This is a genomic window from Enhydrobacter sp. (assembly GCF_030246845.1).
Taxonomy (GTDB): Bacteria; Pseudomonadota; Alphaproteobacteria; order Reyranellales; family Reyranellaceae; genus Reyranella.
This window is the reverse complement of sequence record NZ_CP126889.1, coordinates 1,345,067-1,367,877: the sequence shown is the minus strand read 5'-3', so window position 1 is coordinate 1,367,877 and position 22,811 is coordinate 1,345,067. Positions and strand designations below refer to the sequence as shown.

The following is a 22,811-nucleotide window of genomic DNA, read 5'->3' as shown; positions in this document are numbered from 1 at the left end:
CAACCCGTCCGCCCGCAGAGCGAGCGCATCAAGGCCAGACATGTACATTCCCAAGCTGTTCGAAGCATCCGAGACCATGGGTCGCGAGATCATGCGGGCCCATAGCTGGGCACTGCTCGTGACCACCGGTGCCGATGGTACGCCGTTCGCCAGCCATCTGGCGCTGCTGTGGCAGGAGGACGGCAGTGCACACGGACACCTGATCGGCCACATGGCTCGCGCCAACAGCCACTGGAAGCTGTTTGAAGGCGCGGCCGACTCGATGGCCATGTTCTGGGGGCCGCATGCCTATGTCTCGCCGACCTGGTACACGCCGGGGCCAAAGGTGCCGACCTGGAACTACCTCACGGTCCATGCCTACGGCAGGCCCGAGATCATCGACGACACGAAGGGCGCCCTCGACATCCTGGCCAGGCTTGTCGCGACCTACGAAGGAGAGGGTCCCGATGCCTGGTCGATGGACCGCCTGCCGCCCGGCAATGCCGAGGCGCAGAGCAGGGGCATCGTCGCTTTCCGCATGCCGCTTTCCCGCATCGAGGCCAAGGCCAAGCTCAGCCAGAATCGCGACCTCGAGGACCGCCATCGCGTGATTGCGCAGCTCGAAGCAAGCGACAGCCAGGAGGCGCAGGCGACGGCGCTCTGGATGAAGAAGGTGCTGCCGTGACGTTTCATCGGAGCGCGGCACGAACAAGAAACATCAGGCATCCAACCCGTGTCGTGTCACCCCGAGCGCAGCGAGGGATCTTGCGCGGCGCCGACAAAGGATCCCTCGCTCGCTTCGCTCGGGGTGACACCTATTTTGCCGTGCGCAGATTCGTCCCCGAGAGGCTATCCCTGGCCGGTGGCGAACTCCAGTGGCGCATTTTCTTTCGGCTTCCAGCGCATGAGCGCAACTGGAGTTGCGCGCTCCCTTGAGTCGACTTACCCGTCGATCACGGCCATGGCGTCCATCTCGAACAGCCAGCCCGGTTGGGCGAGGCGGCTGACGAAGATGAAGGTGCTGACCGGCGGCGAGGCCGTATCGACATAGCGGTCGCGCACCTTCTGGAAGGCGGTCCGTTGCTCCTGGGTGACGGAGGCGACGCAGTAGTTGTTGATCTTGACGAGGTTCCTGAAGCTGCCGCCTGCCGCCTCGAGAGCGGCCGCGAGATTCCTGAACACCTGCTCGACCTGCGCGGCGAAGTCGCCCTCTCCGACCAGCTTGTCGTTGACATCGTGCGGCACCTGGCCCGCGATCAGCACGAGCTTGCCTGCTGTCACCTCGCAGATCTGCGAGTAGCCCGCGCGGCGCGGCATGGTCCTGGGGTTGGAGAAAGAAACGGTCATGTGCAAGCTCTGTGGCAGAAGCCCGAAAGGGCTTCGCACCCTCCACCCTGCGGCCGCGGAGGTAAAGAGGCCGCGGCTCAGACGTTGAAGCGGAAGTGGAAGACGTCGCCGTCCTTGACGGCGTAGTCCTTGCCTTCGAGGCGAAGCTTGCCGGCGTCGCGCGCGCCCGTTTCGCCGCCCAGCGCCACGTAGTCGTCGTAGGCGATGGTCTCGGCGCGGATGAAGCCCTTCTCGAAGTCGGTATGGATCACGCCGGCCGCCTCGGACGCCCGGGCGTCACGGCGCACCGTCCAGGCCCGGGCCTCCTTCGGTCCCACGGTGAAGAAGGTGACGAGATCGAGGAGGGCATAGCCCGCGCGCACCACGCGCGCGAGGCCGGTCTCCTCGAGGCCGAGATGGCCGAGATACTCGGCCTGGTCCTCCGGCGAAAGCTGTGCCACCTCCGCTTCGATGGCCGCTGAGATCACGACGGACGGAATGCCGCGCTCCTTCGCCCACGCTTCGGCCTTGGCGCTGTGCCGGTTGCCCGTCGCCGCCGAAGCTTCCTCCACGTTCAGCACGTACATCATCGGCTTGGCGGTGATGAGCTGCAGCCGCGCGAACACCGGCTGTTCCTCGGCGGTGAGCTCGGCCGCGCGCGCGGGCTTGCCGTCGCGCAGCGCCTCGAGCGCCTTTTTCACGACCGGCGCCTCGACGGCCGCTTCCTTGTCGCCGCCCTTGGCGCGTTTCTCAAGGTTGGGCAGGCGTTTCTCGACGCTGTCGAGGTCGGCCAGCATCAGCTCGGTCTCGACGATCTCGGCGTCGCGCACCGGATCGACGCTGCCCGCCACATGGGTCACGTCGCCATCCTCGAAGCAGCGCAGCACATGGGCGATGGCGTCGACCTCGCGGATGTTCGCCAGGAACTGGTTGCCGAGCCCTTCGCCCTTGCTCGCGCCTTTCACCAGTCCGGCGATGTCGACGAACTCGAGTTGCGTGTTGACGATCTTCGCCGACTGCGCGATGGCGGCGAGCTTGTCGAGTCGTGGATCGGGCACGGCGACGCGGCCCACGTTGGGCTCGATGGTGCAGAAGGGATAGTTGGCGGCCTGCGCCGCCTGAGTGGCGGTCAGCGCATTGAACAGGGTCGACTTGCCGACATTGGGCAGGCCGACGATACCGCAGTTGAAACCCATGGCTTACTCTTCGAGGGACAGTCTGGCCGGCAGGCCGGGCGGCGGCGCGAGATTGGCGACCCGACTCATGTATTTCTCGTCGCCTCTGGCCGTGCCATCGGCCAGCAACGCCGATTCCTCGGCGAGCGCCGTCAGGAGCTTCGGCAGCCAGCCCTCCTTCGGATCGCGCTCGTCGGGCTCGAAGTCGCGCAGCACCCAGTGCAGGACCAGATCCTTGTGGCCGGGATGGCCGATGCCGATGCGCACGCGGCGATAGCCGTTGCCGACATGGGCGTCGATGTCGCGCAGGCCGTTGTGGCCGCCGGCCCCGCCGCCCTTCTTCATGCGCACCCGGCCAGGCGCGAGATCGAGCTCGTCGTGGAAGACCACGACGCGGTCGAGCGGCACCTTCAGGAAGCGCACGGCCTCGCCGACCGCCTTGCTCGATTCGTTCATGTAGGTCATCGGCTTCAGCACGAGCGTACGCTCGCCGCCGAGATGGCCTTCCGCCATCTCGCCGTTGAAGCGCGCGCGCCAGGGCGAGAAGACACGGCGGCGGACGATCTCGTCCACCGCCATGAATCCGACATTGTGCCGGTGTCCCGCATAGCGCGGCCCGGGATTGCCGAGGCCGACCAGCAGCAGCATGGGAAGGGCGGGGTGCCGCGACCCCGCTTACTTCTTGGCCGGCGTCGCAGCCGCAGGAGCGGCGGGCGCCGCGCCGGCGGCCGGCGCCGCGGGAGCGGCAGCGCCTGCGGCCGGCGTCGCCTCGGCCGCCGCCGGAGCAGCCGCCTCGGCGGCCGCCTGCGCCGCCGCCTCGCGCACCACCGTGGGCGCGGCGATCGACGCCACCGTGGCGTCCCGCTCGCGCGTCACCATGCGCACGCCCTCCGGCGCCTTCAGCGACGAGATGTGCACGGAATGGCCGATCTCCAGGCCGGTGAGATCGACCTCGAAGAACTCCGGGATCAGGTCGGGCTTGGTGCGCACCGTGATCTCGTGCATGACGATGTTCAGCACGCCGCCGCGCTTGATGCCGGGCGATGCCGCCTCGTTCCTGAAATGGACGGGCACCTGCACGGTGATGATCGAATCGGGGCCGATGCGCAGGAAGTCGAGATGCAGAGGACGGTCGGTCACCGGATCGAGCTGCACGTCGCGCGGCAGGACGTCGACATTCGTGCCCTCGACGTCGATCTGGAGCCGGTGGTTGAAGAAGCCCTCCTTGTGCATCTCGCGCTCGATCGCCTTGGGCTCGACCGCGATCATCAGGGGGGCCTGCTTGTCGCCGTAGATCACGGCGGGGATCAGTCCTTCGCGACGGCTGGAACGGGCGCCCCCTTTGCCGGCCCGGTCCCGCTTCTTCGCGACGACCTTCGTCGTCTCTGCCATTTCAATTTCTCCTGTGGTTCTGTCGTTGCTCTCTCTTCATCGCGGCGTGGCCTCCAGGGGTGCCGAGCGCCGGATCTCCGTGTACTCCTGCCGAACGGGCCTTAGTCGAACAAGCTCGATACCGAGGTCTCCTCGGAGATGCGCTTCATGGCTTCGGCCATCAGCGAAGCGATGCTGAGCGGCCGTACGTTCGATGACACGCGCACCGCCTCGGTCGGCTGGATCGAATCGGTGATGACCATCTTCTCGATCGGCGAGGCGGCGACGCGGGCGACGGCGCCACCCGACAGCACGCCGTGGGTGACGTAGGCGCAGACCGACTTGGCGCCGTGGTCCATCAGTGCTGCCGCGGCATTGCAGAGCGTGCCGGCCGAATCGACGATGTCGTCGATCAGGATGCAGTCGCGGCTCTTCACGTCGCCGATCACGTTCATCACCTCGCTGACGCCTGCGGCCTCGCGGCGCTTGTCGATGATGGCGAGATCGGCCTCGATGCGCTTGGCGATCGCCCGCGCCCGCACCACGCCCCCGGTGTCGGGCGATACCACGGTCAGGCTGCGGTTGCCGAGGGTCTCCTTGATGTCCTTGGAAAAGACGGGGCCAGCGTAGAGGTTGTCGAGCGGGATGTCGAAAAAACCCTGGATCTGGCCGGCGTGGAGATCCAGGGTCAACACCCGATGGGCGCCGGCGTTGGTGATCAGGTTGGCGACCAGCTTGGCCGAGATCGGCGTGCGCGAGCCGGTCTTGCGATCCTGCCGGGCGTAGCCGTAATAGGGCATCACCGCGGTGATGCGGCGCGCCGAGCTGCGGCGCAGCGCATCGATGGTGATCAGGAGTTCCATCAGATGGTCGTTCGCGGGATAGCTGGTCGACTGAATGACGAACACGTCCTCGCCGCGCACATTCTCCAGGATCTCGACGAAGATCTCGTTGTCGGAGAACCGCTTGATGTTCGCCTTCACGAGCGGCAGAGCGAGCTTGGCGGAAATCGCCTCCGCCAGCGGCCGATTGCTGTTGCCGGTCAGGATCTTCATGGAATCGCGTCCCTCACGCCGGGCAGGTTCGCGTTAAGTCGTTGATAACAAACGACAAAACGGCCATTCCCGGCCGCGACGCGGCGGAACATACCAACCGTTGCGCGTGCTGTAAACGGCTGCAATAGCGCAGCCTCGGCTGGCGCGCGCCCCTCTGCGACCAAAAAAGGCCGCTCCATGGGAGCGGCCTCAGGCCGCTGACAAACCCCGTCGATTTTTCAGCGGGGTTTTTTGTTGATGGTGTTGGAATTTGATCGGATCAGGCCGGAACGGGGATAGGCGCCATTGCGAGAGCGATTTTCTTGATGTTCTGGGCAGCGGCAGCCAGCAAGCACTGGCAGGCCACGGCGAGGAGACCACGGAAGCGGGCATAGCGGTGGCCGTGGAGTTGCTTGGCATCAGCGAAGGAGCGTTCGACCGTCTCCTTGCGTCGCTTGTAGATGCGCTTGCCCCAAGGGGTCAGCCGATGAGCGTCGGTGCGCTCGCGAACCTCGGCCCAGACATGACGGGTAATCAGGCGCGTTGCGTTGGCGCTGGACGTACAGGAAGCGAGCAACGGGCAGGCTCTGCAAATGGCCGGATCGCTGGTGTAGTGTCGATATCCGGTGCGATCGGTGGTGGCGTAGGTGAGAAGCTGGCCCTGCGGACACCGATAGCCATCCACCTCTGCCTCATAGTGGAAGGCCTTGTTCGGCATCATGCCGGATCGCGGCGGCGTCGGTCGGCGATAGCCGATCACGCCCAGTACACCGCGCTCCTCCAAGCCCTTGGCAATGCCAGTGGTCGCATAACCGGCATCGAGGCCGACGGCGCCGACATTGAAGTCGAAGCGGCGGCGTTGGCGGTCGAGGCGGCCGAGATACACGATGGAATCATGCACGTTGGCGGGCGTCGCATAGGTGTCAGTGATGATGCCCAGGCGACCATCGACCGTGCGGTGGTCGAGATAGAAGAAGCCCTTCGGCTTGCCGTCACGCACCATGTAGCCGCTCTCCGGATCGGTGCGTGAGACCTTGGTCTCCTTCTCGATCGGCTGGCGCGCTTTGTCCTTCAGCGGCTTCTTGCCGTGCGCGGCACGATCCTCCCCGATCGCTGCATCAAGCGCATCCCAATAGTCCGAACGCGACTTGGCGACCACGGCAACGTCATAGCGGTTCTTGTTGGCGTTGGCCTTCAGGTGCGTCGAGTCGGTGTACAGCACCGTGCCATCGACCAGGCCGTGACGGATCGCCTGCTCCACGATCGCATCGAAGATGTCCTGCGCGACCGACGTGTCGTTGTAGCGCCGGCGTCGGTTCTGCGACAGCGTCGAGGCGTCGAATACCGGATCGGTCAGCTTCAGCCCCAAAAACCAGCGATAGGCGATGTTGACCTCGATCTCGCGCACCAACTGCCGTTCGGAGCGGATCCCGAACAGGTAGCCAATGAACAGGGCCTTGAACATCGCCACCGGATCCAGCGGCGGGCGCCCATTGTCGGGGCAGTAAAGCCCCGCCACACGCTCATGGATAAACGAGAAATCGATCACCGCTTCAATCTTGCGGAGCAGGTGATCCTTCGGAACCAGACCCTCGATCGCCACGAGTTCGAGTTCGATCTGTTGCGGTAGCGCCTTCTTCAGCATACCGCCTTGAATCAAAAACCCCTGGCAAATGCCAGGGGTTTGTCAGCGGTCTGGGCCGCTCCATGGGAGCGGCCTTCTTCTGTGCTCGCGTCGCGGCGATTACCTGCCGGGAACGGTCGCCGTTTGCGACGGCGGGATCGGTATGCCGCCCCGCTGCAGGATGTCCTTCAGCTCGGCGATGCCGGCCGCGTAGTTGCCCTTGCGGCAATCCTCCAGCGCCATCTCGGGGCCGACGTTCTTGCTGTAGGCCGACGTGCCGTTGTACTTCGACCACTGGGCATGGAGCCTTTGACATTCGGCCATGCTCTCGCTCGGTGATTGCGCAAAGGCAGGGGCGGCGAGGCCAAGGGCGATGGCGGATCCGGCGATCGCGGCCGCGCACTGAAACAGGGAACGCTTACTCATGCGATGGGTACCTCCACTCGGACTGAGATCCGGACGTGGGGCGCGCGTCGCGGATCGACGAGCGAGAAGAATTGCCCGTCGCATTCGAAAATAACGTGATGTTACGCCACGTAGACTTGTCGTCGCCGAAGTGCGCAAGTGTTCCGCATGCCACTGCGTTCTGGTGCGTGACAGCCACGTTTCAGCAACGCGGCGACATCGTGCATCATCAACCGTGCGGATTGATGACGAGCGAGGTTACGACCGGCCCCACAACCGTCGCGTTGCGATATCCGCGCCTTCGCGGCAGCTCCTGAGCTTCGCCCAGACGACATCCTCGGCGACCAGTTCCGATCCCGCGAAGGTGCCGAAACCGCAGTCGCTGGAGGCGATGACACGGCTGCGCTCGCCGACCGCGTCAACCGCCTCGCAGATCCGATTCGCGATCACTTCCGGATGCTCGACGTAGTTGGTCGTCGAATCGATCACGCCAGGCAGCAGAAGAAGCTCCGGCGGCGGCCTGTTGCTCTTGAGCGCGGCATATTCGTGCTGATGCCGGGGATTGGCGAACTCCAGGCTGAGCGCGCCGACACGGGCCTGGTACAGCACCGGCAGAATCTCCCCGAGCGGGATGTCGTGAACGTGCGGCCCTTCGTAGTTGCCCCAGCAGCAATGCAGGCGGATGCGCTCGCGCGGAATGGCCGCCAAAGCCTCGTTGAGCGCCGCGACGTGCATCTCGGCGATCGCGAGGAACTCGGCGACTGTCTTGTCGTGGAACAGGACCGTGCGTTCCATCGCGAGGTCGGGGGCATCGATCTGCAGCACGAAGTCGCGAGCGATCAGCTCGTACTCCTTGCGCATCTGGCGGGCCAGCGCGAAGACGTAAGCTTCGTGGCTGTCGTAGTGCGCATTGAGGAGCGTCGTGGCGATGATCCCCGGCGATGCCGCAGTCATGAAGGCGTCGACAGGCGGCGCGGGGAGGCGGTCCAGCGTCGCGCGAAACATGCGGCATTCCTGCTGCGCGGCGCCGAGGTCGTCGTAGACTACGTCGGCGATCGCCTGGGGGGCGTTCGACACCTTGCTGCGGCGGGGAAGCCGCCCGGCCATCCACGCGGCGAAGACGGGAAAGTCGGTGAAGTCGCGCGGCCGCGGGCGCTTCGATTCGCCGCCGAAGCCCTTCATGCGCTGCGCCACGTAAGTCTGGAAGCCGACGCGCGGCTGCTCGCCGTCATTGATCACATCGACGCCGCAGGCGACCTGCCGTTCGACGACATGTCGAACCGCGCTTTCGGCCAGGCGGTGCAGCTCCGCCCGATCCACTGCCTCGCCGGCCTCCTCGCGAATCAGCCGGTCGGCGAGCGCCGGATGGCGTGGGAGGCTGCCGACATGGGTCGTAAGAATCCGGTCCTCGCTGCGACGCATGGAGTGCCTCCCGACATCGAGGTCTGGTCAGTTGGCGTGAGGATCGGCCACGAACGGCCATTGCGTCTTGTCGGCCTTCCCGTAGGGCAGCAACGACCAGTCGGGCACGAGCGCGCCGGGTGCGGCGACGTAGACGACCTCGCTCGCGATCGGCGCGTAGGCGGCATGGAAGTGCTGCATCGACTTCACCACCACGACCTTCTTCGTCGAGGGGTCGACGCCGAGCTTGGTGAAGCAGTCGCGGCTGTGGCACTGGGTGCGCTTGGAATTGACGATCACGGTGATGCCGTCGATCTGTAGCGCCGCGGCGTCGCCGATCGAGCCCACGCTCTTGCGCGCCCCGCCGAATTCGATGGTGACGTCCGTGCCGACCTTGAGCACCCTGGCGCGCGCGTCGACCGGTGGCCCGGACTGGGGACCGAGCTTCCCGCCGAGGCGGATGTCGAGCTCCGCGCCCTCGCCGACCTCGAAGGCGAGCTTTACCGCGCCCGGATCCCAGAACATGCCGATCGCGGCATCCTGGATCTTCCGGTCGAGCAGGGCCTGCAGGATGAAGGTCGAGTCGGAGGCGGCGCCGCCGCCCGCATTGTCCGAAACGTCGGCCAGCACCATGGGCTTGGGCAGGTTGTGGGTGGAGACACGCGCCATCGCGGTGTCCAGCGAGACGTAGGGCGGCTGGGTCTTGTCGCGCATGGCGAAAAATTCCAGGCCGAGCTCGCGTGCGAGCTTTTCCGCCTTGGGCCGGTCGTTGTCGGTGATGGCGATCAGCTTGGAGCCCATCTCCCTGACATCCGACCAGGGAAAGCCGTGCGCGATCGACAGCGAGAGGACGCCGTCCTTGCCTTCCATGGCCGAAAGCTTGTCGACGAAGCCGCGCATCGGCTGGCGCGTGGTGTGGAACACGCCGATCATCCGGCAGTCGAACGCGGCCATCACCGGCTTCGTACGGCCTTCGATCGCGCCCTCGATCACGGTGAAGAGATCGTCGGCGCGCTCGGGGACGTCGATGTGCGGGTACTCCTTGAACAGCACCAGTGCCGTGGCGTCGCGCAGCGTGCCCGCGCCGATATTGCAATGGAGATCGAGCTCGACGCCGACCGGGATGTCGGGGCCGACCACCTTGCGCACCGCGGTCAGCAGGTCGCTTTCGCAGTCGTCATAGCCTTCCGCCACCATGGCCCCGTGCATGGAGAGCAGCACGCCGTCGACCGGAAGCGCGGCCTTGAGATCGGCCACGATCTCGTCGCGGAAGCTCTCATAGACCTTCTTCACCATCTTCCCGGCGGGCTGGGCGAAAGCGCAGAGACTTTCCACCACCTGCCATCCCTTGGCTTCGGCACGGCCTCGCCAGACGGCGAGCGGCGCGCCGAACATCGGCACCTGCTTGCCATAGCTCGCCTTGCGATAGAGGCAGGTTTCCTCGAAGAGCTGATGTCCGGTGGGAATCGACGCGAAGGTGTTGGTCTCGGTGCCGAGGCACGCCGTGAAGATCTTTTTCATGGGCCGCGATCTTGCTAGGCCGCGAAAGCCCTGTCCATCAAAGCTGTTTCAGAGGCACCCAGGTCGGCCGTGCCGAACTGGGCGAAGCGCGTGCCGTCGAGCCGCGTCTCGCCGTAGAGCGAGGCGAAGGGCGAGTTCGCCTCAACGAGCGCGGCCAGAGCCGCGATGCGGGCGAGGCCTTCGCACAGGAAACGCGCACGGCGTTCGGCATCGGGAGATTTGAGCGTCCGCTCGAGCGCCGACACCAGCGGCCGCACGTCGAAGGCCTGCGAGGCGAGGCGCGCCAGCGCGGCAACCGTCTCCATCGTCGCCTCCGGTTGGCGGCCGGCCGCGCGCAGGACGTCGAGCGCCATCACGTTGCCCGAGCCCTCCCAGATCGCGTTCAGCGGCGCCTCGCGATAGAGACGCGCCATCGGCAGATCCTCGACGTAGCCGTTGCCGCCCAGGCACTCGAGCGATTCGTACACCACCTGGGGGGTGGTCTTGCAGACCAGGAACTTCACGGCCGGCGTCAGCAGACGGGTATAGGCCGCCTCGTCCTTGTCGACCGCATCAGCGAGGCGGAACACCAGAGCCACCTGCGCTTCGACCTCGAGCGCGAGGTCGGCCGCCACCGCACGCATCGCCGGCTGGTCGCTCAGCCGCCGCTGGAACACCGAGCGGTTGCGGATGTGGTTCAGCGCCTGGCTGAGACCGAAGCGCATCTGCCCGGCCGAGGCGATGGCGCAATCGAGCCGCGTGAGGTTCACCATCTCGATGATGGTGCGCACGCCCGCGCCTTCGGGTCCGACGCGCTCGGCGTAGGCTGCGTGGAACTCGACCTCCGACGAGGCATTCGACCTGTTGCCGAGCTTGTCCTTCAGGCGCTGGAAGCGGAGCCCGTTCTGCCCGCCGTCGGGCCGGTGGCGCGGCATCAGATAACAGGTGAGGCCGGCCTCGCCCTGGGCCAGCACCAAAAAGGCGTCGCACATCGGCGCCGACATGAACCACTTGTGGCCGCTGATCTCGACATGGTCGCCGACCGTCCTGGCCTCGGTGATGTTGGCGCGCACGTCGGTGCCGCCCTGACGCTCGGTCATGCCCATGCCCAGCGTCACGCCGTCCTTCTCCCACCACGGCAGCGGCCGCGGGTCGTAGCGACGGGACAGGATCCTGGAGCGCCATTTCTCCAGCACCGCAGGCTCCGCCCCGAGGGCGCCGATGCAGGCATGGGTCATGGTGACAGGACAGAGATGGCCGCTCTCGGCCTGCGTCGCGAGGTAGAGCCGCACGGCGCGGCTGGCCATCGGCCCGGCCGGCTCGCTGCCGTCGTGCGCCGAGCAATGGATACCCCAGCCGATGCTCTTGGCCATCAACGCATGGTAGGCCGGATGGAACTCGACGAAGTCGATGCGGTTGCCCTTGGCGTCGGTGGTCCTGAGCCTGGGCGGGTTCTCGTTCGCCACGCGGCCGAGGTCGAGCGTCTCCGCCGAGCCGTAGTCCTTTCCGCAGGCCGACAGGCCGGCGAGATCGAGTCCGCAGCGCGCCGCCGCCTCGGCGAGCGGCCTGTCGCTCAGGAAGAGATCGACGTTGCCGAAAGGCGGCGACTGGTTGAACGAGGCGTCTTCGAGGAATGCCGAGGTCATGCGGACAGTTTGGACCGGATGGCAGGCCGCGCAAGGGCCATCGCCACCCGTCCCGCCGTCCGCTCAGTCCTTGCCCTCGTACTTGAACGACAGCTTCAGCTTGGTGCGGTAAGCCGAGACCTTGCCGCCCTCCATGACGATATCCTGCTCGACGACCTCGGCGACGCGCAGGTCGCGCAGCGACTCGCCGGCCCTTTCCACCGCCGCCTTCGCGGCCTTTTCCCAGGACTCGCTGCTGGTGCCGACCAGCTCGACCACCTTGTAGACGCTCTCGGCCATGGAAGCCTCCCTGGACTCGATGTCATCGTCCCTGTCCGGCGCGGGTCGGGGGGAGGCTCGGCGCCGGATGCTTTCCTTGTGGTGAGGCGCAGCCTATCACGCCGCCGCGAACTTGCCGAACTCCCAGTTGCGGCCGGGAGCGGCGGCGAACAGGGCCTTGGTGTAGTCGTGCCTGGGCGCGCCGAACACCTGCTCGGCCGCGCCATATTCGACCACCCGGCCCTGGCTCATCACGGCGACATAGTCGCAGATCTGGGCGGCCACCCTGAGGTCGTGGGTGATGAACAGCACGGCGAGGTTCAGCCGTTGGCGGATCTCGTCCAGGAGCTGCAGCACCTGCTTCTGCACCGAAACGTCGAGCGCCGAGACCGCCTCGTCGGCGATCAGCAGCTCGGGTTCCATGGCCAGCGCACGGGCGATGCAGATGCGCTGGCGCTGGCCGCCGGAGAACTGGTGCGGATAGCGATCGAGCGCATTGGGATCGAGCCGGACGGTCTCCATCAGCTTGCGCGCCCTCGCCAGGGCCTCGTCGCGCCGGAGGCCGAAGTTCATCGGTCCCTCGATGATCGAATCGCCCACCGTCATGCGCGGGTTGAGCGAGCGATAGGGATCCTGGAAGACGATCTGCACCCGCCGGCGATGCGGCCGCAGCCTCGACGCGGAGATCGTCGCGATCTCGGTCTTGCCCAGGAACACCTTGCCTTCGCTGGGATCGATCAGGCGGGCGATGCAGCGCGCCACCGTCGACTTGCCCGAGCCGGATTCGCCGACGATGCCGAGCGTCTCACCCTTCCTGATGTCGAGATCGACGTCCACCGCGGCCTTCACCACACGGGCCTTCTGGAAGAACGACTTGCCGGCGTAGGTCTTGCCGAGCTTCTCGGTGCGCAGCACCGTCTCGTTCTCCAGCCGCACGCCGCGATGGGCGGGATGGATCGAGGGCACCGACGAGATGAGCATGCGCGTGTAAGGCTGCTGGGGGCGCGCCAGGATCTGCTCGGTCGGCCCCATCTCGACCAGCTCGCCCCAGCGCAGGACGGCGACCCGGTGGGCGATCTCCGCGACGACGCCGAAATCGTGGGTGATGAACAGAACGCCCGTGCCCTGTCCCGCCTGCAGCTCGGCAATCAGCTTCAGGATCTCGGCCTGCGTCGTGACATCGAGCGCCGTGGTCGGCTCGTCGGCGATCAGCAGCACGGGATCGAGCACCAGAGCCATGGCGATCATGATGCGCTGGCGCTGGCCGCCGGAGAGCTGGTGCGGGAAGGAAGCGTAGATGCGCTCGGGCTCCGGCAGCCTCACGCGCGTCAGGATGCCGATGATCTTGGCCTTGCGCTGTGCGGCGTCGAGCTTGGTGTGCGTGCGCAGCACCTCGTCGATCTGCTCACCGCAGGTCATGACCGGGTTGAGCGCCGTCATCGGCTCCTGGAAGATCATCGACATGCGCGTGCAGCGCAGCTCCCTCAGCCGCTCCTCGCCAGCGGCCAGCACGTTCTCGCCCTCGAGCAGGATCTCTCCAGAAACCGGCTTCAGCGCCTTGGCCAGCAGGCCCATGATGGTGAAGGCGATCACCGACTTGCCCGAGCCCGACTCGCCCACGAGGCAGACGATCTCCCCGGGATTGACCGTGAAGCTCACTTTGTCGACGGCATGGACGCGGTCGCCACCGGGAGGAAGGGCGACGCTGAGGTTCTTGACCTCGAGGACCGGCCTCTTGTCGGACATCAATACCTCTCCGCCGTCATCCCGACCGAAGCGCATCGCGCCAAGCGGAGCGATCGATCAACAACAAGAACTCTGCACATCCAGAAAAGACCCCTCGGCTTTCGCTCGGCGTTCGACCTCCGGTCAAACCTTCTTGCTCATCTTGGGATCGAGCGTGTCGCGCAGGCCGTCGCCCATCACGTTGATGGCGAGCACGGCGAGCGCGAGGAAAATGCTCGGATAGAGAATGTTGTGCGGGAAGATGCGGAAGAGGGTGCGCCCTTCCGACATGATGTTGCCCCAGCTCGGCGTCTCCGGCGGAATGCCGATGCCGAGAAAGGACAGGATCGCCTCGGTGATGATCGCCGCCGCCGCCGTGAAGGTGCCCTGCACGATGAGGGGCGCGATCGTATTGGGCAGGATGTGGCGGAACATCAGCGTCCAGGTCGGCGTGCCGACCGAGATCGCGCCCTCGACGTACGGTTCCTCGCGGACCGTCAGCACGATCGACCGGACCAGCCGCACGACGCGCGGCACCTCGGGCACCACGATGGCGAAGATCACCGTGATCAGGCCGGCGCGCCAGATCGAGACGAGAGCGATGGCCAGCAATATGCCGGGAATCGCCATCAGACCGTCCATGATGCGCATGACGATGCCGTCGAGCCAGCGGATGTAGCCCGAGACCATGCCGATGATCAGGCCGAACGCAAGGGACAGCACGGCGACCGCGATGCCGACGATCAGCGAGACCCGCGTGCCGTAGAGAACGCGGCTGTAGACGTCGCGGCCCAGCGTGTCGGTGCCCATATAGGCCGTGCGCTTCAGCGTGGAGCCGTCGTCCAGACGGATCGTGATCTCGGTGCCCGGCTTCTTGTTGCGCACCGCGGGATCGATCCGGGTCGGGTCGATCGTGCCGAGATAGGGCGCAAGGATCGCAATCGCGACCATGACGAGCAGGATGGCGCCGCCGAAGATCACCGCAGGATTGCGGATCGCCAGCAACCACAGCGGCTTGCGCCTGGCCGAGGCCGACGCGATGGCGGCCGAATCGACGGCTTCTTCGATAATCGCGCTCAATAGCGGATCCTCGGATCGAACAGGGTGTAGCTGATGTCGATCAGCAGGTTGATGACGACGTAGACGACGGAGAACATCAGGATCACGGCCTGGATGGTCGGGAAGTCGCGACTCAGCACGGCCTCGACCGTGAGGCGGCCGAGCCCCGGAAGGCCATAGACGGTTTCCGTCACCACCGCACCGCCGATCAGGAGAGCGATGCCGATGCCGATGACGGTCAGGATGGGCACCGCGGCGTTGCGCAGCGCATGGCGCATCAGCACGACGCGGTTGGAGAGGCCCTTGGCGCGCGCCGTGCGGATATAGTCCTCGTTCAGCACCTCCAGCACCGAGGCGCGCGTGATGCGCGCGATCAGCGCGACGTAGATGATGCCGAGGGTGATGCTGGGCAGGATGATGTGCTCGACGAAGCCCCAGAAATCGACCTCGATGCGCGTATAGCCCTGCACCGGCAGCCAGCCGAGATCGATCGCGAAAATGTAGATCAGGCAATAGCCGATCACGAACGTCGGCAGCGAGAAGCCCAGCACCGAGAAGCCCATGACGAAACGGTCGAGCAGCGAGCCGTTGCGATAGGCGGCGATGACGCCCAGCGGGACAGCGGTCGTGACCGCGATGATCAGGGTGCAGATCGAGAGCGCCAGCGTCGGCTGGAGGCGCTGGGCGATCAGGTCGACCACGGTCTTCTTGAAGAAGAAGCTTTCGCCGAAATTGCCGCGCAGGATGTCGCCGAGCCAGATGAAGAACTGTTGCCAGATCGGCAGATCGAGGCCGAGCTTGGTGCGGATCAGGGCGATCTGGTCGGACGTCGCGTTGTCGCCGGCGATCACCGCCGCCGGATCGCCCGGCGTGAGACGCAGCATGAGGAAGACGAAGATCGCCACCACCGCCAGCACGGGGATGATGGAGACGAGACGACGGGCGATGAAGTCGATCATGTGTCCTGCACTTGGGCCGCCGCCCCGATGCGACCCTGGCCGGATCGGGACGGCGGAATTTACGTCACGCTTTGCTGATGTTCCACATCACCGGCACGGGGGCATTGAGCCAGCCGGTGACGTTCTTGCGGGCGACGCCCGGTCCGTACCACTGCCCGATCCAGCCGTACTGCGCGGTCTCCAGGGCGCGGTTCTGCACCGCGTGCGCCAGTTCCTTCGCCTTGGCCGGATCGGTCTCCTTGGTGTAGGAGTCGCGCAGCTTCTCCATCGTCGGATCGGTCGGCCAGCCGAACCACGCCTTGTCGCCATTGGCCGCCATGTAGGTGCAGGAGATCGGATTCAGGATGTCGGCCGCCACGGAGAAGGTGTGGAAGACGTTCCAGCCGCCCTGGCTCGGCGGGTCCTTCTTGGTGCGGCGCGTGACCAGCGTCTGCCAGTCCATCGACTGCATGTCGACCTTGAAGCCGCCTTGTTCGAGCAGGGACTTTGTGACCGGCGCGGTGTTGGTGAGCACCGGCAGGGTGGTGGACTGCATCAGCACGACGGGCGTGCCGTCGTATCCGGCCTCCTTGAGGAGAGCCTTGGATTTCTCGAAGTCCGGCTTGACCAGCATGCCGTTGGGCGCGTCGAAGGCGTTGGGCGTGCCGCAGACGAAGGCGGCCCCGCAGACCTTGTAGTACTCGGGCGAGCCGACGGTCGCCTTCAGATAATCCTCCTGGCGCATGCAATGGAGCGCCGCCAGCCGGATCTTGGGGTTGTTGAAGGGCGGCTGCACATGATTGAGGCGGAGGATGAACTGCTGGCCGAGCGGGTTCCAGTTGACGGGCGTCACGCCCTTGTCGGCCTTGAGGACGGGCAACAGGTCGTGCGGCGGCTGCTCGATCAGATCGATCTCGCCGGCGATGATGGCGTTCACCTGCTGCTGCGGATCGGGCATCTCGATGATCTCGACCCGGTCGACCTTGACCACCTTGCCGCCTGCGAGGCCCGACGGCGCGTCGCTGCGCGGTTTGTATTTCGGGTTCTTGAGGTAGACGTGCTTTTCGCCGGGCTTGGACTCGGCGTTGACGTAGATGAAGGGACCGGACCCGATCTGGCTGCTGATCTGCTTGAACGGATCGGTCTCGGCCACCGCCTTGGGCATCATGAAGGGCACGTTCGAGCTCGGCTTGCCGAGCGAATCGAGCACCAGGCCGTACGGTTCCTTGAGCTGCATCGTGAAGGTCCTGGGGTCGACGGCCGTCATCTCCTTGACGAAGTCCATGAGCTTCTGGCCCATGGTGTCGCGCGCGCCCCAGCGCTTGATCGAGGCGATGCAGTCCTCGGACGTGACCGGCTTGCCGTCGTGCCATTCGAGCCCTTCGCGCAGGGTGAAGGTCCAAAGGGTCTTGTCGGCCGATACCTCGTGCTTGTCGACCATCTGCGGCTTGATGGCGTTGTGCTCGTCCATCGCAAACAGCGTGTCGTAGATGAAGTAGCCGTGGTTGCGCGTGACGTAGGCCGTGGTCCAGATCGGGTCGAGGATGGTCAGGTTGCCGTTCTGCACGAAGCGCAGGACCTTCTTGTCGGCTGCCTGCGGCGCGCCGGCAGCGGCCACGAGGGCGCCCGTGGTCAGAGCGCCGAACGTACGCCTCTTCATCGTCGTCGATTTCATGGAAGCCTCGTTTCTTTATTCTCCCATCGAGGAAGGCGGGACACGCTGCCCGCCCTCGTCGATGGGCACGCGGGGCTGCGCCCGCGTGCCCGACGCGACTTCCTATTTCTTGGTCATGTTCCAGAAGACGGGAACGGGCGCCACCAGCATGCCGTCGATGTTGGTGCGCAGCGCCACCGGCTGGTACCACTGGCCCACATTGATGTGCGTCGGATGGTCGACCCAGTACTTCTGCAGGTCGATCGCGATCTGCTTCTGCTTCGCCGGATCGGTCTCATGGGCGAACGCGTCGCGCATCTTCTCGATGGTCGCATCGCACGGCCAGCCGAACATGGCCTTGTCGCACGAGGCATTGAAGAAGCCCGCCATCACCGGATTGAGGATGTCGGCGGCGACCCACGACGTCAGGAAGGCGTTCCAGCCGCCCTTGTCCGGAGGATCCTTCTTGTTGCGCCGTCCGACCAGCGTCTGCCAGTCCATTGCCTGCATGTCGACCTTGAAGCCCGCCGCCTCGAGCTGCGCCTTGGCGACCGGCGCGAGATTGGTCAGCACCTGCAGGTCGGTCGACTGCATCAGCACGACCGGCGTGCCGTCGTAACCCGCCTCCTTCAGCAGTTGCTTGGCCTTGGCCGTATCGCCGTTCAGCACGTCCTTCATGCCCTCGTCGGTCCCGAGCGGCGTGCCGCAGACGAACGGCGCCTTGCAGACCTTGTAGTACCTGGGATTGCCGATCGTGGCCTTCAGGAATTCCTCCTGGTTGAAGGCGACCATCACGGCATGGCGGATCTTCGGATCGTTGAACGGCTTGAAGAGCGAGTTGAAGCGGAACGTATACTGGTTGCCGAGCGGATTGCTGTCGAACAGCTTGATGTTCTTGTCCTTGGAGAGGAGCGGCAGCAGGTCATGGCCCGGCGACTCGATCATGTCGATCTCGCCGTTCTCGATCGCCGCCACCTGGGTCTGCACGTCGGGCATGGCGATCCACTCGACGCGGTCGACCTTGGCGACCTTGCCGCCGGCGAGGCCGGAGGGCGGCTCGGAGCGCGGCTTGTACTTGGGGTTCTTGACGAACACCACCTTCTCTCCCGGCTTCCATTCGTCGGCCTTGAAGATGAACGGGCCCGAGCCGATCACGTCCTCGACCTTGATCTGGGTGTTGGGATCGGTGTCGGCCGTCTTCTTGGGCATCATGAAGGGGACGTTCGACGACGGCTTGCCGAGCGACTCGAGCACGAGCCCGTACGGTTCCTTCATCTTCATGCGGAAGGTCTTGTCGTTGACGGCCTCGAAGCCCGCGACCGAGGCCATCATCTTCTGGCCCATCGAATCCTTGGCGCCCCAGCGCTTGATCGAGGCGATGCAGTCCTCGGAAGTGACCGGCTGGCCGTTGCTCCAGACCAGCCCGTCGCGCAGGGTGAAGGTCCAGGTGAGCTTGTCGGGGGAGACCTCCCACTTGTCGACCATCTGCGGCTTCACCTCGAACTTCTCGTCCATGGCGAAGAGCGTGTCCCAGACCATGTAGCCGAAATTGCGCTGGATGTAGGCCGTGGTCCAGATCGGATCGAGAATCTTCACATCCGAGTGCATCACCGCCTTGATCGTCTGCGCCTGCGCAGGCGTCGTCGCCGCGCCGAACATGCCGGCGACGCTCGCGGCCGCAAGCAGCGCCGCAGCCGGCCTCCTCAATTCAAACATAGCAACCCCCTCACCATGTCGCGGCCTTGTCATTGCAAAAGTCGAGCCGCTGCGATGACAGTAGCAGTCTCCAGCCCCCCTCTGACAAGCCGATTCAATCGGGTGCGCCCTAGTGTTGCTGCTCGCGGGCCTTGTCGAGCAGCTCCAGGATGCCTTCGACGGCGGCGGCTGCGACAATGTCGCCGAACCCCGCCCACGTGCCGCGAGCGGCCGCCAACGGCACCGGGTTGGCCTGCTCGACCTTGCCGATCTCCTTGCCGGCCGGATCCTTGAGCCGCCAGGTGACGGAAAGCTGGCCGGAACGATCGTCGATCGGCGTCAGCTTGACCGCACCGGTCACGGTGAAGACGTCGGCCGCGGCCTTGTCCATGACGACGATGCGACTCGAGCCCAGCGCCCGTCGCATGCCCGAAAAGAGCTGGCGATTGCCGTCGGAGGGGGCGCCGGTGATCGATCCGACCATGACCTTGATCTGCGGCGGCCTCCGCGCCGCCGGCGCGGCAGTCGGCGCAGGCTTGGCGGCGGAAGAGGCGGCGACGGCTGTCTCGGCGTCCGGCTTGCTGGCGTTCGCGTCGGGCGGCGGCACGGGCGGGACGCTCAGCCCGGCCACGACCTGACCGAGCGAGCGCGCCTCGTAGTCGGGCGGACGGCCCATCAGGGTTGCGACTTGAGGAGCGGCCTGCTGGGCGATGCGCGAGGCGAGCTTGTCGTCGGCCGCGGCATAGTCCTTCGGCTGAATCACCGTCTTGGTCGTGCTCGGCCCCTTGACGCCGTCGGCGCCGGTCAGCGACCAGTCGACATCGATCTCCAGCCCGAGACCCAGCGGCGCGTCGTGCGTGCTCATCACTCCCGTCACGCTCGCCGGCGCCCGGCCCGGCGCGAGGGTGCCGACGATGCCGTAGGCCTGCAGCTCGACCGCGAGCGCCGCCGCGACCCGCTGCCCAAGCACGGTCGGCATATTGGTCGGTGGTGCAATCGCCACATCGGCCTTGTCGTCCTTCGGCGCATAGGCTCGATCATCCGCGCCGTTGTGCGCGAACGGCTTGGGCGTAGGCACACAGGCTGAAAGCGCGAGGGTGGCCAGCACGATCACGACAAGGCGCATGTCGCGATCAGGCCGAGGAGACAGCAGACGACGAGGATGATGAAGTACGGCAAGTCAACCTTCGAGGGCGATGGCCGACAGGCCGCGTCCATAGTCGCGCACGCCCTTCAGGGTATTGCGGCGGTAGCTGAAGAAATCGTCGGCACCGGCCAGGGTGTCGTGCCCGGTCGCGCTGGCCGCCACGCCGGCGCGCGCGAGCCGTTTGGCAAGATAGCCGGCAAGGTCGAACAGGAAATGCCCGGCCCGCGGTGCCGGCCGAAAGAACGCGCCGTTGGCCTCGTCCTGGGCGAGAAAGGGCACCGGAAATTCCGGCCCGACCTCATAGGAGTCGCGACCGATGCAAGGGCCGATCGCCGCGCGCAGCCGTTCGCGCCGCGCGCCCAGCCGCTCCATCGCCGAAATCGCCGCTTCGACCACGCCACCCAGGGCGCCCTTCCAGCCGGCATGAGCCGCGCCCACGACCCGCGCGGCCGGATCGGCAAGCAACACCGGGGCGCAGTCGGCGGCGAGCACGCCCAGCACCACACCGGGCCGGTCGGTGACCAGCGCATCGGCCTTCGGCGCGCCGGGCGAGCGCCATCGCTCGGCGCCGACCGTCAGCACCTCGGACGAATGGATCTGGTGAAGCGTGAGAAGATCGGCCTCGGCGAGATCGAAGGCCGCCGCGGCGCGGCGGCGATTCTCGCGCACATTGTCGAGGCCATCGCCCGATCCGTAGCCGCAATTGAGCGAGGAATAGAGGCCTGCGCTCACGCCGCCGCGTCGCGTGAAGAAGCGGTGCTGCACGCCGTCGAGATCGGCCAGCGTCTTGGCCTGGATGGTGGCCTGGATCATGTCTCGTCCGAAAAGCCGGCCGGCGCCGGGCTTCTGTCGTCGCCCATGGCCAGAACGCGGAACAAAGTGCCCATTTGCCCGGGCGCGATCAAGCGCGCCAGTGCCGCGTCGATGGCGTCTCGCTGCTCGGCCGTCGCCCGCCCCTTCAAGGCGTCGGCGCGCTGCTCGATGCCGAGACGACGGAGGAATGTGCCCTGGCCGGTGGGGCCGAAGACCCGTGCGCCGCCGGCGCGCGCGGTTTCCGCAAGCGCCGCGAAGTCGACATGGGCGGTGAGGTCGGTCTCGCCCGGCCGCTCGAGCGGATCGACCGGCCTATGCCCGCGCAAGGCCTGGAATGTCGCGCCGGCAGCGGGTGCATCGCGACCGTAGTCGACGATCAGGCTCCAGCCGCGCTGCTGCACGAGGCGCGCAGCGATCCGGTTTGCCAGATCGATCGCTGCCGTGGAGATCTCGGCGACGGTTCCCGGCGGGGAATCGCCGTCGCGCAGCGCCGCAGGCAACAATCGCGCGAAAGGCGATGGGCCCGGTGACAAGGCGAACGCCAGGGTCGTGCCGTCGGGCGCGAGGCCCACCATGCGTTCGTTCCAGCCGTGCGCTGTCCTCTCGAACTGGCGCACCGGGAGGGCGTCGAAGAATTCGTTGGCGATCAGCAGCAGCGGGCCTTCCGGCACGTCGTCGAAACGCTCGTGCCAGGCCGGCCGGTAGCCTGAAAGCACCGTCTCCTGCAGGGCGCGCAGCGGCTTGCTGATCTCGACGAGGCGAAGGTCGAGCGCGCCATGGAAGCCTGGAACGCCGCGCGTGGCCCGCAGCGCATCGGCCATCAGCGTGCCCCGCCCCGGTCCGAGCTCGACCAGCCGCACCGGCGATGGCCGCCCCATCGCCTGCCAGCGTTCGGCAAGCCAGGCGCCCAGCAGCTCGCCGAACATCTGCGAGATTTCCGGCGCCGTGGTGAAGTCGCCGTCCGCGCCGATCGGCAGGGCGCGGCGATAGTAGCCGAGCGTCGGATGGCCAAGCGCCTCGGCCATGAACTCGGCGACCGACATTGGCCCGGCGACGGCGATGCGCCGGGCGAGGCGTCGGCCGAGCTCGCTGGTCACACGCTCTCGCTTCAGTGCTGGGGCAGGGCTGGCCGGCTCGCGGCGAGAACGACCAGGATCAGCCCGAACAGGAAGACCGGCACGGACAGCAGCATGCCCATGGTGATCGGTCCCCACAGGAAGCCGAGGAAGGAGTCGGGTTCGCGGAAGATCTCGCCGACGATCCGCGCCACGCCGTAGCCCATGCAGAACACGCCGGTGAGCAGCGCCGGCCGCCGCCGGCCATCGCTCAGCTTCCAGACCGCCAGCATCAGCAGGAACAGCAGCACGCCCTCGAAGAAGGCCTGGTAGAGCTGGCTCGGATGGCGCGGGATCGGTCCGCCGCGCGGGAAGATCATTGCCCACGGCACGTCGGTAGGCCGGCCCCACAGCTCGCCATTGATGAAGTTGGCGATGCGGCCGAAGAAGAGGCCGATCGGCGCCACGATCGCCACCAGATCCGACAGCATGAAGGGATTGACATGGTTGCGCCAGGCGAAGGCCAGGATCGCGGTCACCACGCCCAGCAGTCCGCCATGGAACGACATCCCGCCTTCCCACAGGGTCAGGATGGCGACCGGGTCGTGGAAAAAGTAGCTTGGCTTGTAGAAGAGCACGTATCCCAATCGGCCGCCCAGGATGACGCCCAGCGCCGCCCACAAGAGGAAGTCGTCGATCTTCTCCGGCGACAGGATGGCCGGCGGCTGCTGACAGACGCGGCGCATGATGCGCCAGCCGATGATCAGGCCCGCGATGTAGGCGAGCGCATACCAGCGGATGGCAAACGGGCCGATCTGCACCAGGACCGGGTCGATGTCGGGATAGGGAATGAGCAGGGGGATCATGCGGGCGCCCGTTATAGCCGGGCCGACGCGGCCGGCGTCACCGCAGAATGGTCGCGGCGCCGGCCGAGGGGGAGGCCGGCGCCGCTCAGGACGATCCAACGCGGGTTATTGATGTTCTAAGAGAGGGGGCGTCGGAGGTC

At 66.3% G+C, this 22,811-nt stretch carries 21 protein-coding genes; 1 reads left to right on the top strand and 20 read right to left on the bottom strand.

The window, feature by feature from the left end; all coding sequences use genetic code 11:
• The first annotated feature begins 40 nt into the window (after nt 1-40).
• Nucleotides 41-664, top strand: coding sequence for an FMN-binding negative transcriptional regulator (locus OJF58_RS07000; RefSeq protein ID WP_300783052.1), 624 nt, complete (start codon nt 41-43; stop codon nt 662-664).
• A 257-nt stretch (nt 665-921) separates the two neighbouring features.
• On the opposite strand, the gene OJF58_RS06995 is transcribed toward OJF58_RS07000, so the two are convergent.
• From OJF58_RS06995 to lgt, 20 genes are all read right to left on the bottom strand, one after another.
• Nucleotides 922-1,326 carry a RidA family protein gene (locus tag OJF58_RS06995; RefSeq protein WP_300783051.1) on the bottom strand — a complete coding sequence of 135 codons (405 nt, stop codon included), beginning with the start codon at nt 1,324-1,326 and terminating at the stop codon, nt 922-924.
• A gap of 77 nt (nt 1,327-1,403) precedes the next feature.
• Nucleotides 1,404-2,501 carry a redox-regulated ATPase YchF gene (ychF, locus tag OJF58_RS06990; protein ID WP_300783049.1) on the bottom strand — a complete coding sequence of 366 codons (1,098 nt, stop codon included), beginning with the start codon at nt 2,499-2,501 and terminating at the stop codon, nt 1,404-1,406.
• 3 nt (nt 2,502-2,504) lie between these two features.
• Nucleotides 2,505-3,128 carry an aminoacyl-tRNA hydrolase gene (gene pth, locus OJF58_RS06985; protein ID WP_300783047.1) on the bottom strand — a complete coding sequence of 208 codons (624 nt, stop codon included), beginning with the start codon at nt 3,126-3,128 and terminating at the stop codon, nt 2,505-2,507.
• Between the two features lie 27 nt (nt 3,129-3,155).
• The gene (locus tag OJF58_RS06980) at nt 3,156-3,872 is read right to left on the bottom strand and encodes a 50S ribosomal protein L25/general stress protein Ctc (RefSeq protein WP_300783045.1); all 717 of its coding nucleotides are present in this window, start codon (nt 3,870-3,872) and stop codon (nt 3,156-3,158) included.
• A gap of 101 nt (nt 3,873-3,973) precedes the next feature.
• Nucleotides 3,974-4,906 (bottom strand): ribose-phosphate pyrophosphokinase, encoded by a 933-nt coding sequence (locus OJF58_RS06975; protein ID WP_300783043.1) that lies wholly within the window; start codon nt 4,904-4,906, stop codon nt 3,974-3,976.
• Nucleotides 4,907-5,165: 259 nt separating this feature from the next.
• The gene (locus OJF58_RS06970; protein ID WP_300778177.1) at nt 5,166-6,530 is read right to left on the bottom strand and encodes an IS1182 family transposase; all 1,365 of its coding nucleotides are present in this window, start codon (nt 6,528-6,530) and stop codon (nt 5,166-5,168) included.
• A gap of 99 nt (nt 6,531-6,629) precedes the next feature.
• Nucleotides 6,630-6,935 carry a hypothetical protein gene (locus OJF58_RS06965; protein ID WP_300783041.1) on the bottom strand — a complete coding sequence of 102 codons (306 nt, stop codon included), beginning with the start codon at nt 6,933-6,935 and terminating at the stop codon, nt 6,630-6,632.
• 237 nt (nt 6,936-7,172) lie between these two features.
• Entirely contained in the window at nt 7,173-8,336 is a 1,164-nt protein-coding gene (locus tag OJF58_RS06960) for a cobalamin-independent methionine synthase II family protein (protein WP_300783039.1), read from the bottom strand.
• Nucleotides 8,337-8,363: 27 nt separating this feature from the next.
• Complete coding sequence (locus OJF58_RS06955; RefSeq protein ID WP_300783037.1) at nt 8,364-9,836, bottom strand: M81 family metallopeptidase; 1,473 nt, start codon at nt 9,834-9,836, stop codon at nt 8,364-8,366.
• A 14-nt stretch (nt 9,837-9,850) separates the two neighbouring features.
• A complete protein-coding gene (locus tag OJF58_RS06950) occupies nt 9,851-11,461 on the bottom strand; it encodes an acyl-CoA dehydrogenase family protein (protein ID WP_300783035.1) in 1,611 nt (536 codons plus the stop codon).
• Between the two features lie 63 nt (nt 11,462-11,524).
• On the bottom strand, nt 11,525-11,740 hold the full coding sequence (locus tag OJF58_RS06945) for a dodecin family protein (RefSeq protein WP_300783033.1): 216 nt from the start codon (nt 11,738-11,740) through the stop codon (nt 11,525-11,527).
• A gap of 96 nt (nt 11,741-11,836) precedes the next feature.
• Nucleotides 11,837-13,465 carry an ABC transporter ATP-binding protein gene (locus OJF58_RS06940; RefSeq protein ID WP_300783031.1) on the bottom strand — a complete coding sequence of 543 codons (1,629 nt, stop codon included), beginning with the start codon at nt 13,463-13,465 and terminating at the stop codon, nt 11,837-11,839.
• 123 nt (nt 13,466-13,588) lie between these two features.
• The gene (locus tag OJF58_RS06935; protein WP_300783029.1) at nt 13,589-14,524 is read right to left on the bottom strand and encodes an ABC transporter permease; all 936 of its coding nucleotides are present in this window, start codon (nt 14,522-14,524) and stop codon (nt 13,589-13,591) included.
• Entirely contained in the window at nt 14,521-15,462 is a 942-nt protein-coding gene (locus tag OJF58_RS06930; RefSeq protein ID WP_300783027.1) for an ABC transporter permease, read from the bottom strand. Before OJF58_RS06930 ends, OJF58_RS06935 begins: the two co-directional genes overlap by 4 nt.
• Before the next feature lie 64 nt (nt 15,463-15,526).
• Complete coding sequence (locus tag OJF58_RS06925) at nt 15,527-17,116, bottom strand: ABC transporter substrate-binding protein (RefSeq protein ID WP_300783025.1); 1,590 nt, start codon at nt 17,114-17,116, stop codon at nt 15,527-15,529.
• Nucleotides 17,117-17,218: 102 nt separating this feature from the next.
• Complete coding sequence (locus OJF58_RS06920) at nt 17,219-18,811, bottom strand: ABC transporter substrate-binding protein (protein WP_300783023.1); 1,593 nt, start codon at nt 18,809-18,811, stop codon at nt 17,219-17,221.
• A gap of 109 nt (nt 18,812-18,920) precedes the next feature.
• Complete coding sequence (locus OJF58_RS06915; protein ID WP_300783021.1) at nt 18,921-19,916, bottom strand: hypothetical protein; 996 nt, start codon at nt 19,914-19,916, stop codon at nt 18,921-18,923.
• A 54-nt stretch (nt 19,917-19,970) separates the two neighbouring features.
• On the bottom strand, nt 19,971-20,750 hold the full coding sequence (pgeF, locus tag OJF58_RS06910) for a peptidoglycan editing factor PgeF (RefSeq protein WP_300783020.1): 780 nt from the start codon (nt 20,748-20,750) through the stop codon (nt 19,971-19,973).
• Complete coding sequence (locus OJF58_RS06905) at nt 20,747-21,847, bottom strand: SAM-dependent methyltransferase (protein WP_300783019.1); 1,101 nt, start codon at nt 21,845-21,847, stop codon at nt 20,747-20,749. The genes pgeF and OJF58_RS06905 overlap by 4 nt, the downstream gene beginning before the upstream one ends.
• 11 nt (nt 21,848-21,858) lie before the next feature.
• Nucleotides 21,859-22,671, bottom strand: coding sequence for a prolipoprotein diacylglyceryl transferase (gene lgt, locus OJF58_RS06900; RefSeq protein WP_300783018.1), 813 nt, complete (start codon nt 22,669-22,671; stop codon nt 21,859-21,861).
• Nucleotides 22,672-22,811 lie beyond the last annotated feature (140 nt).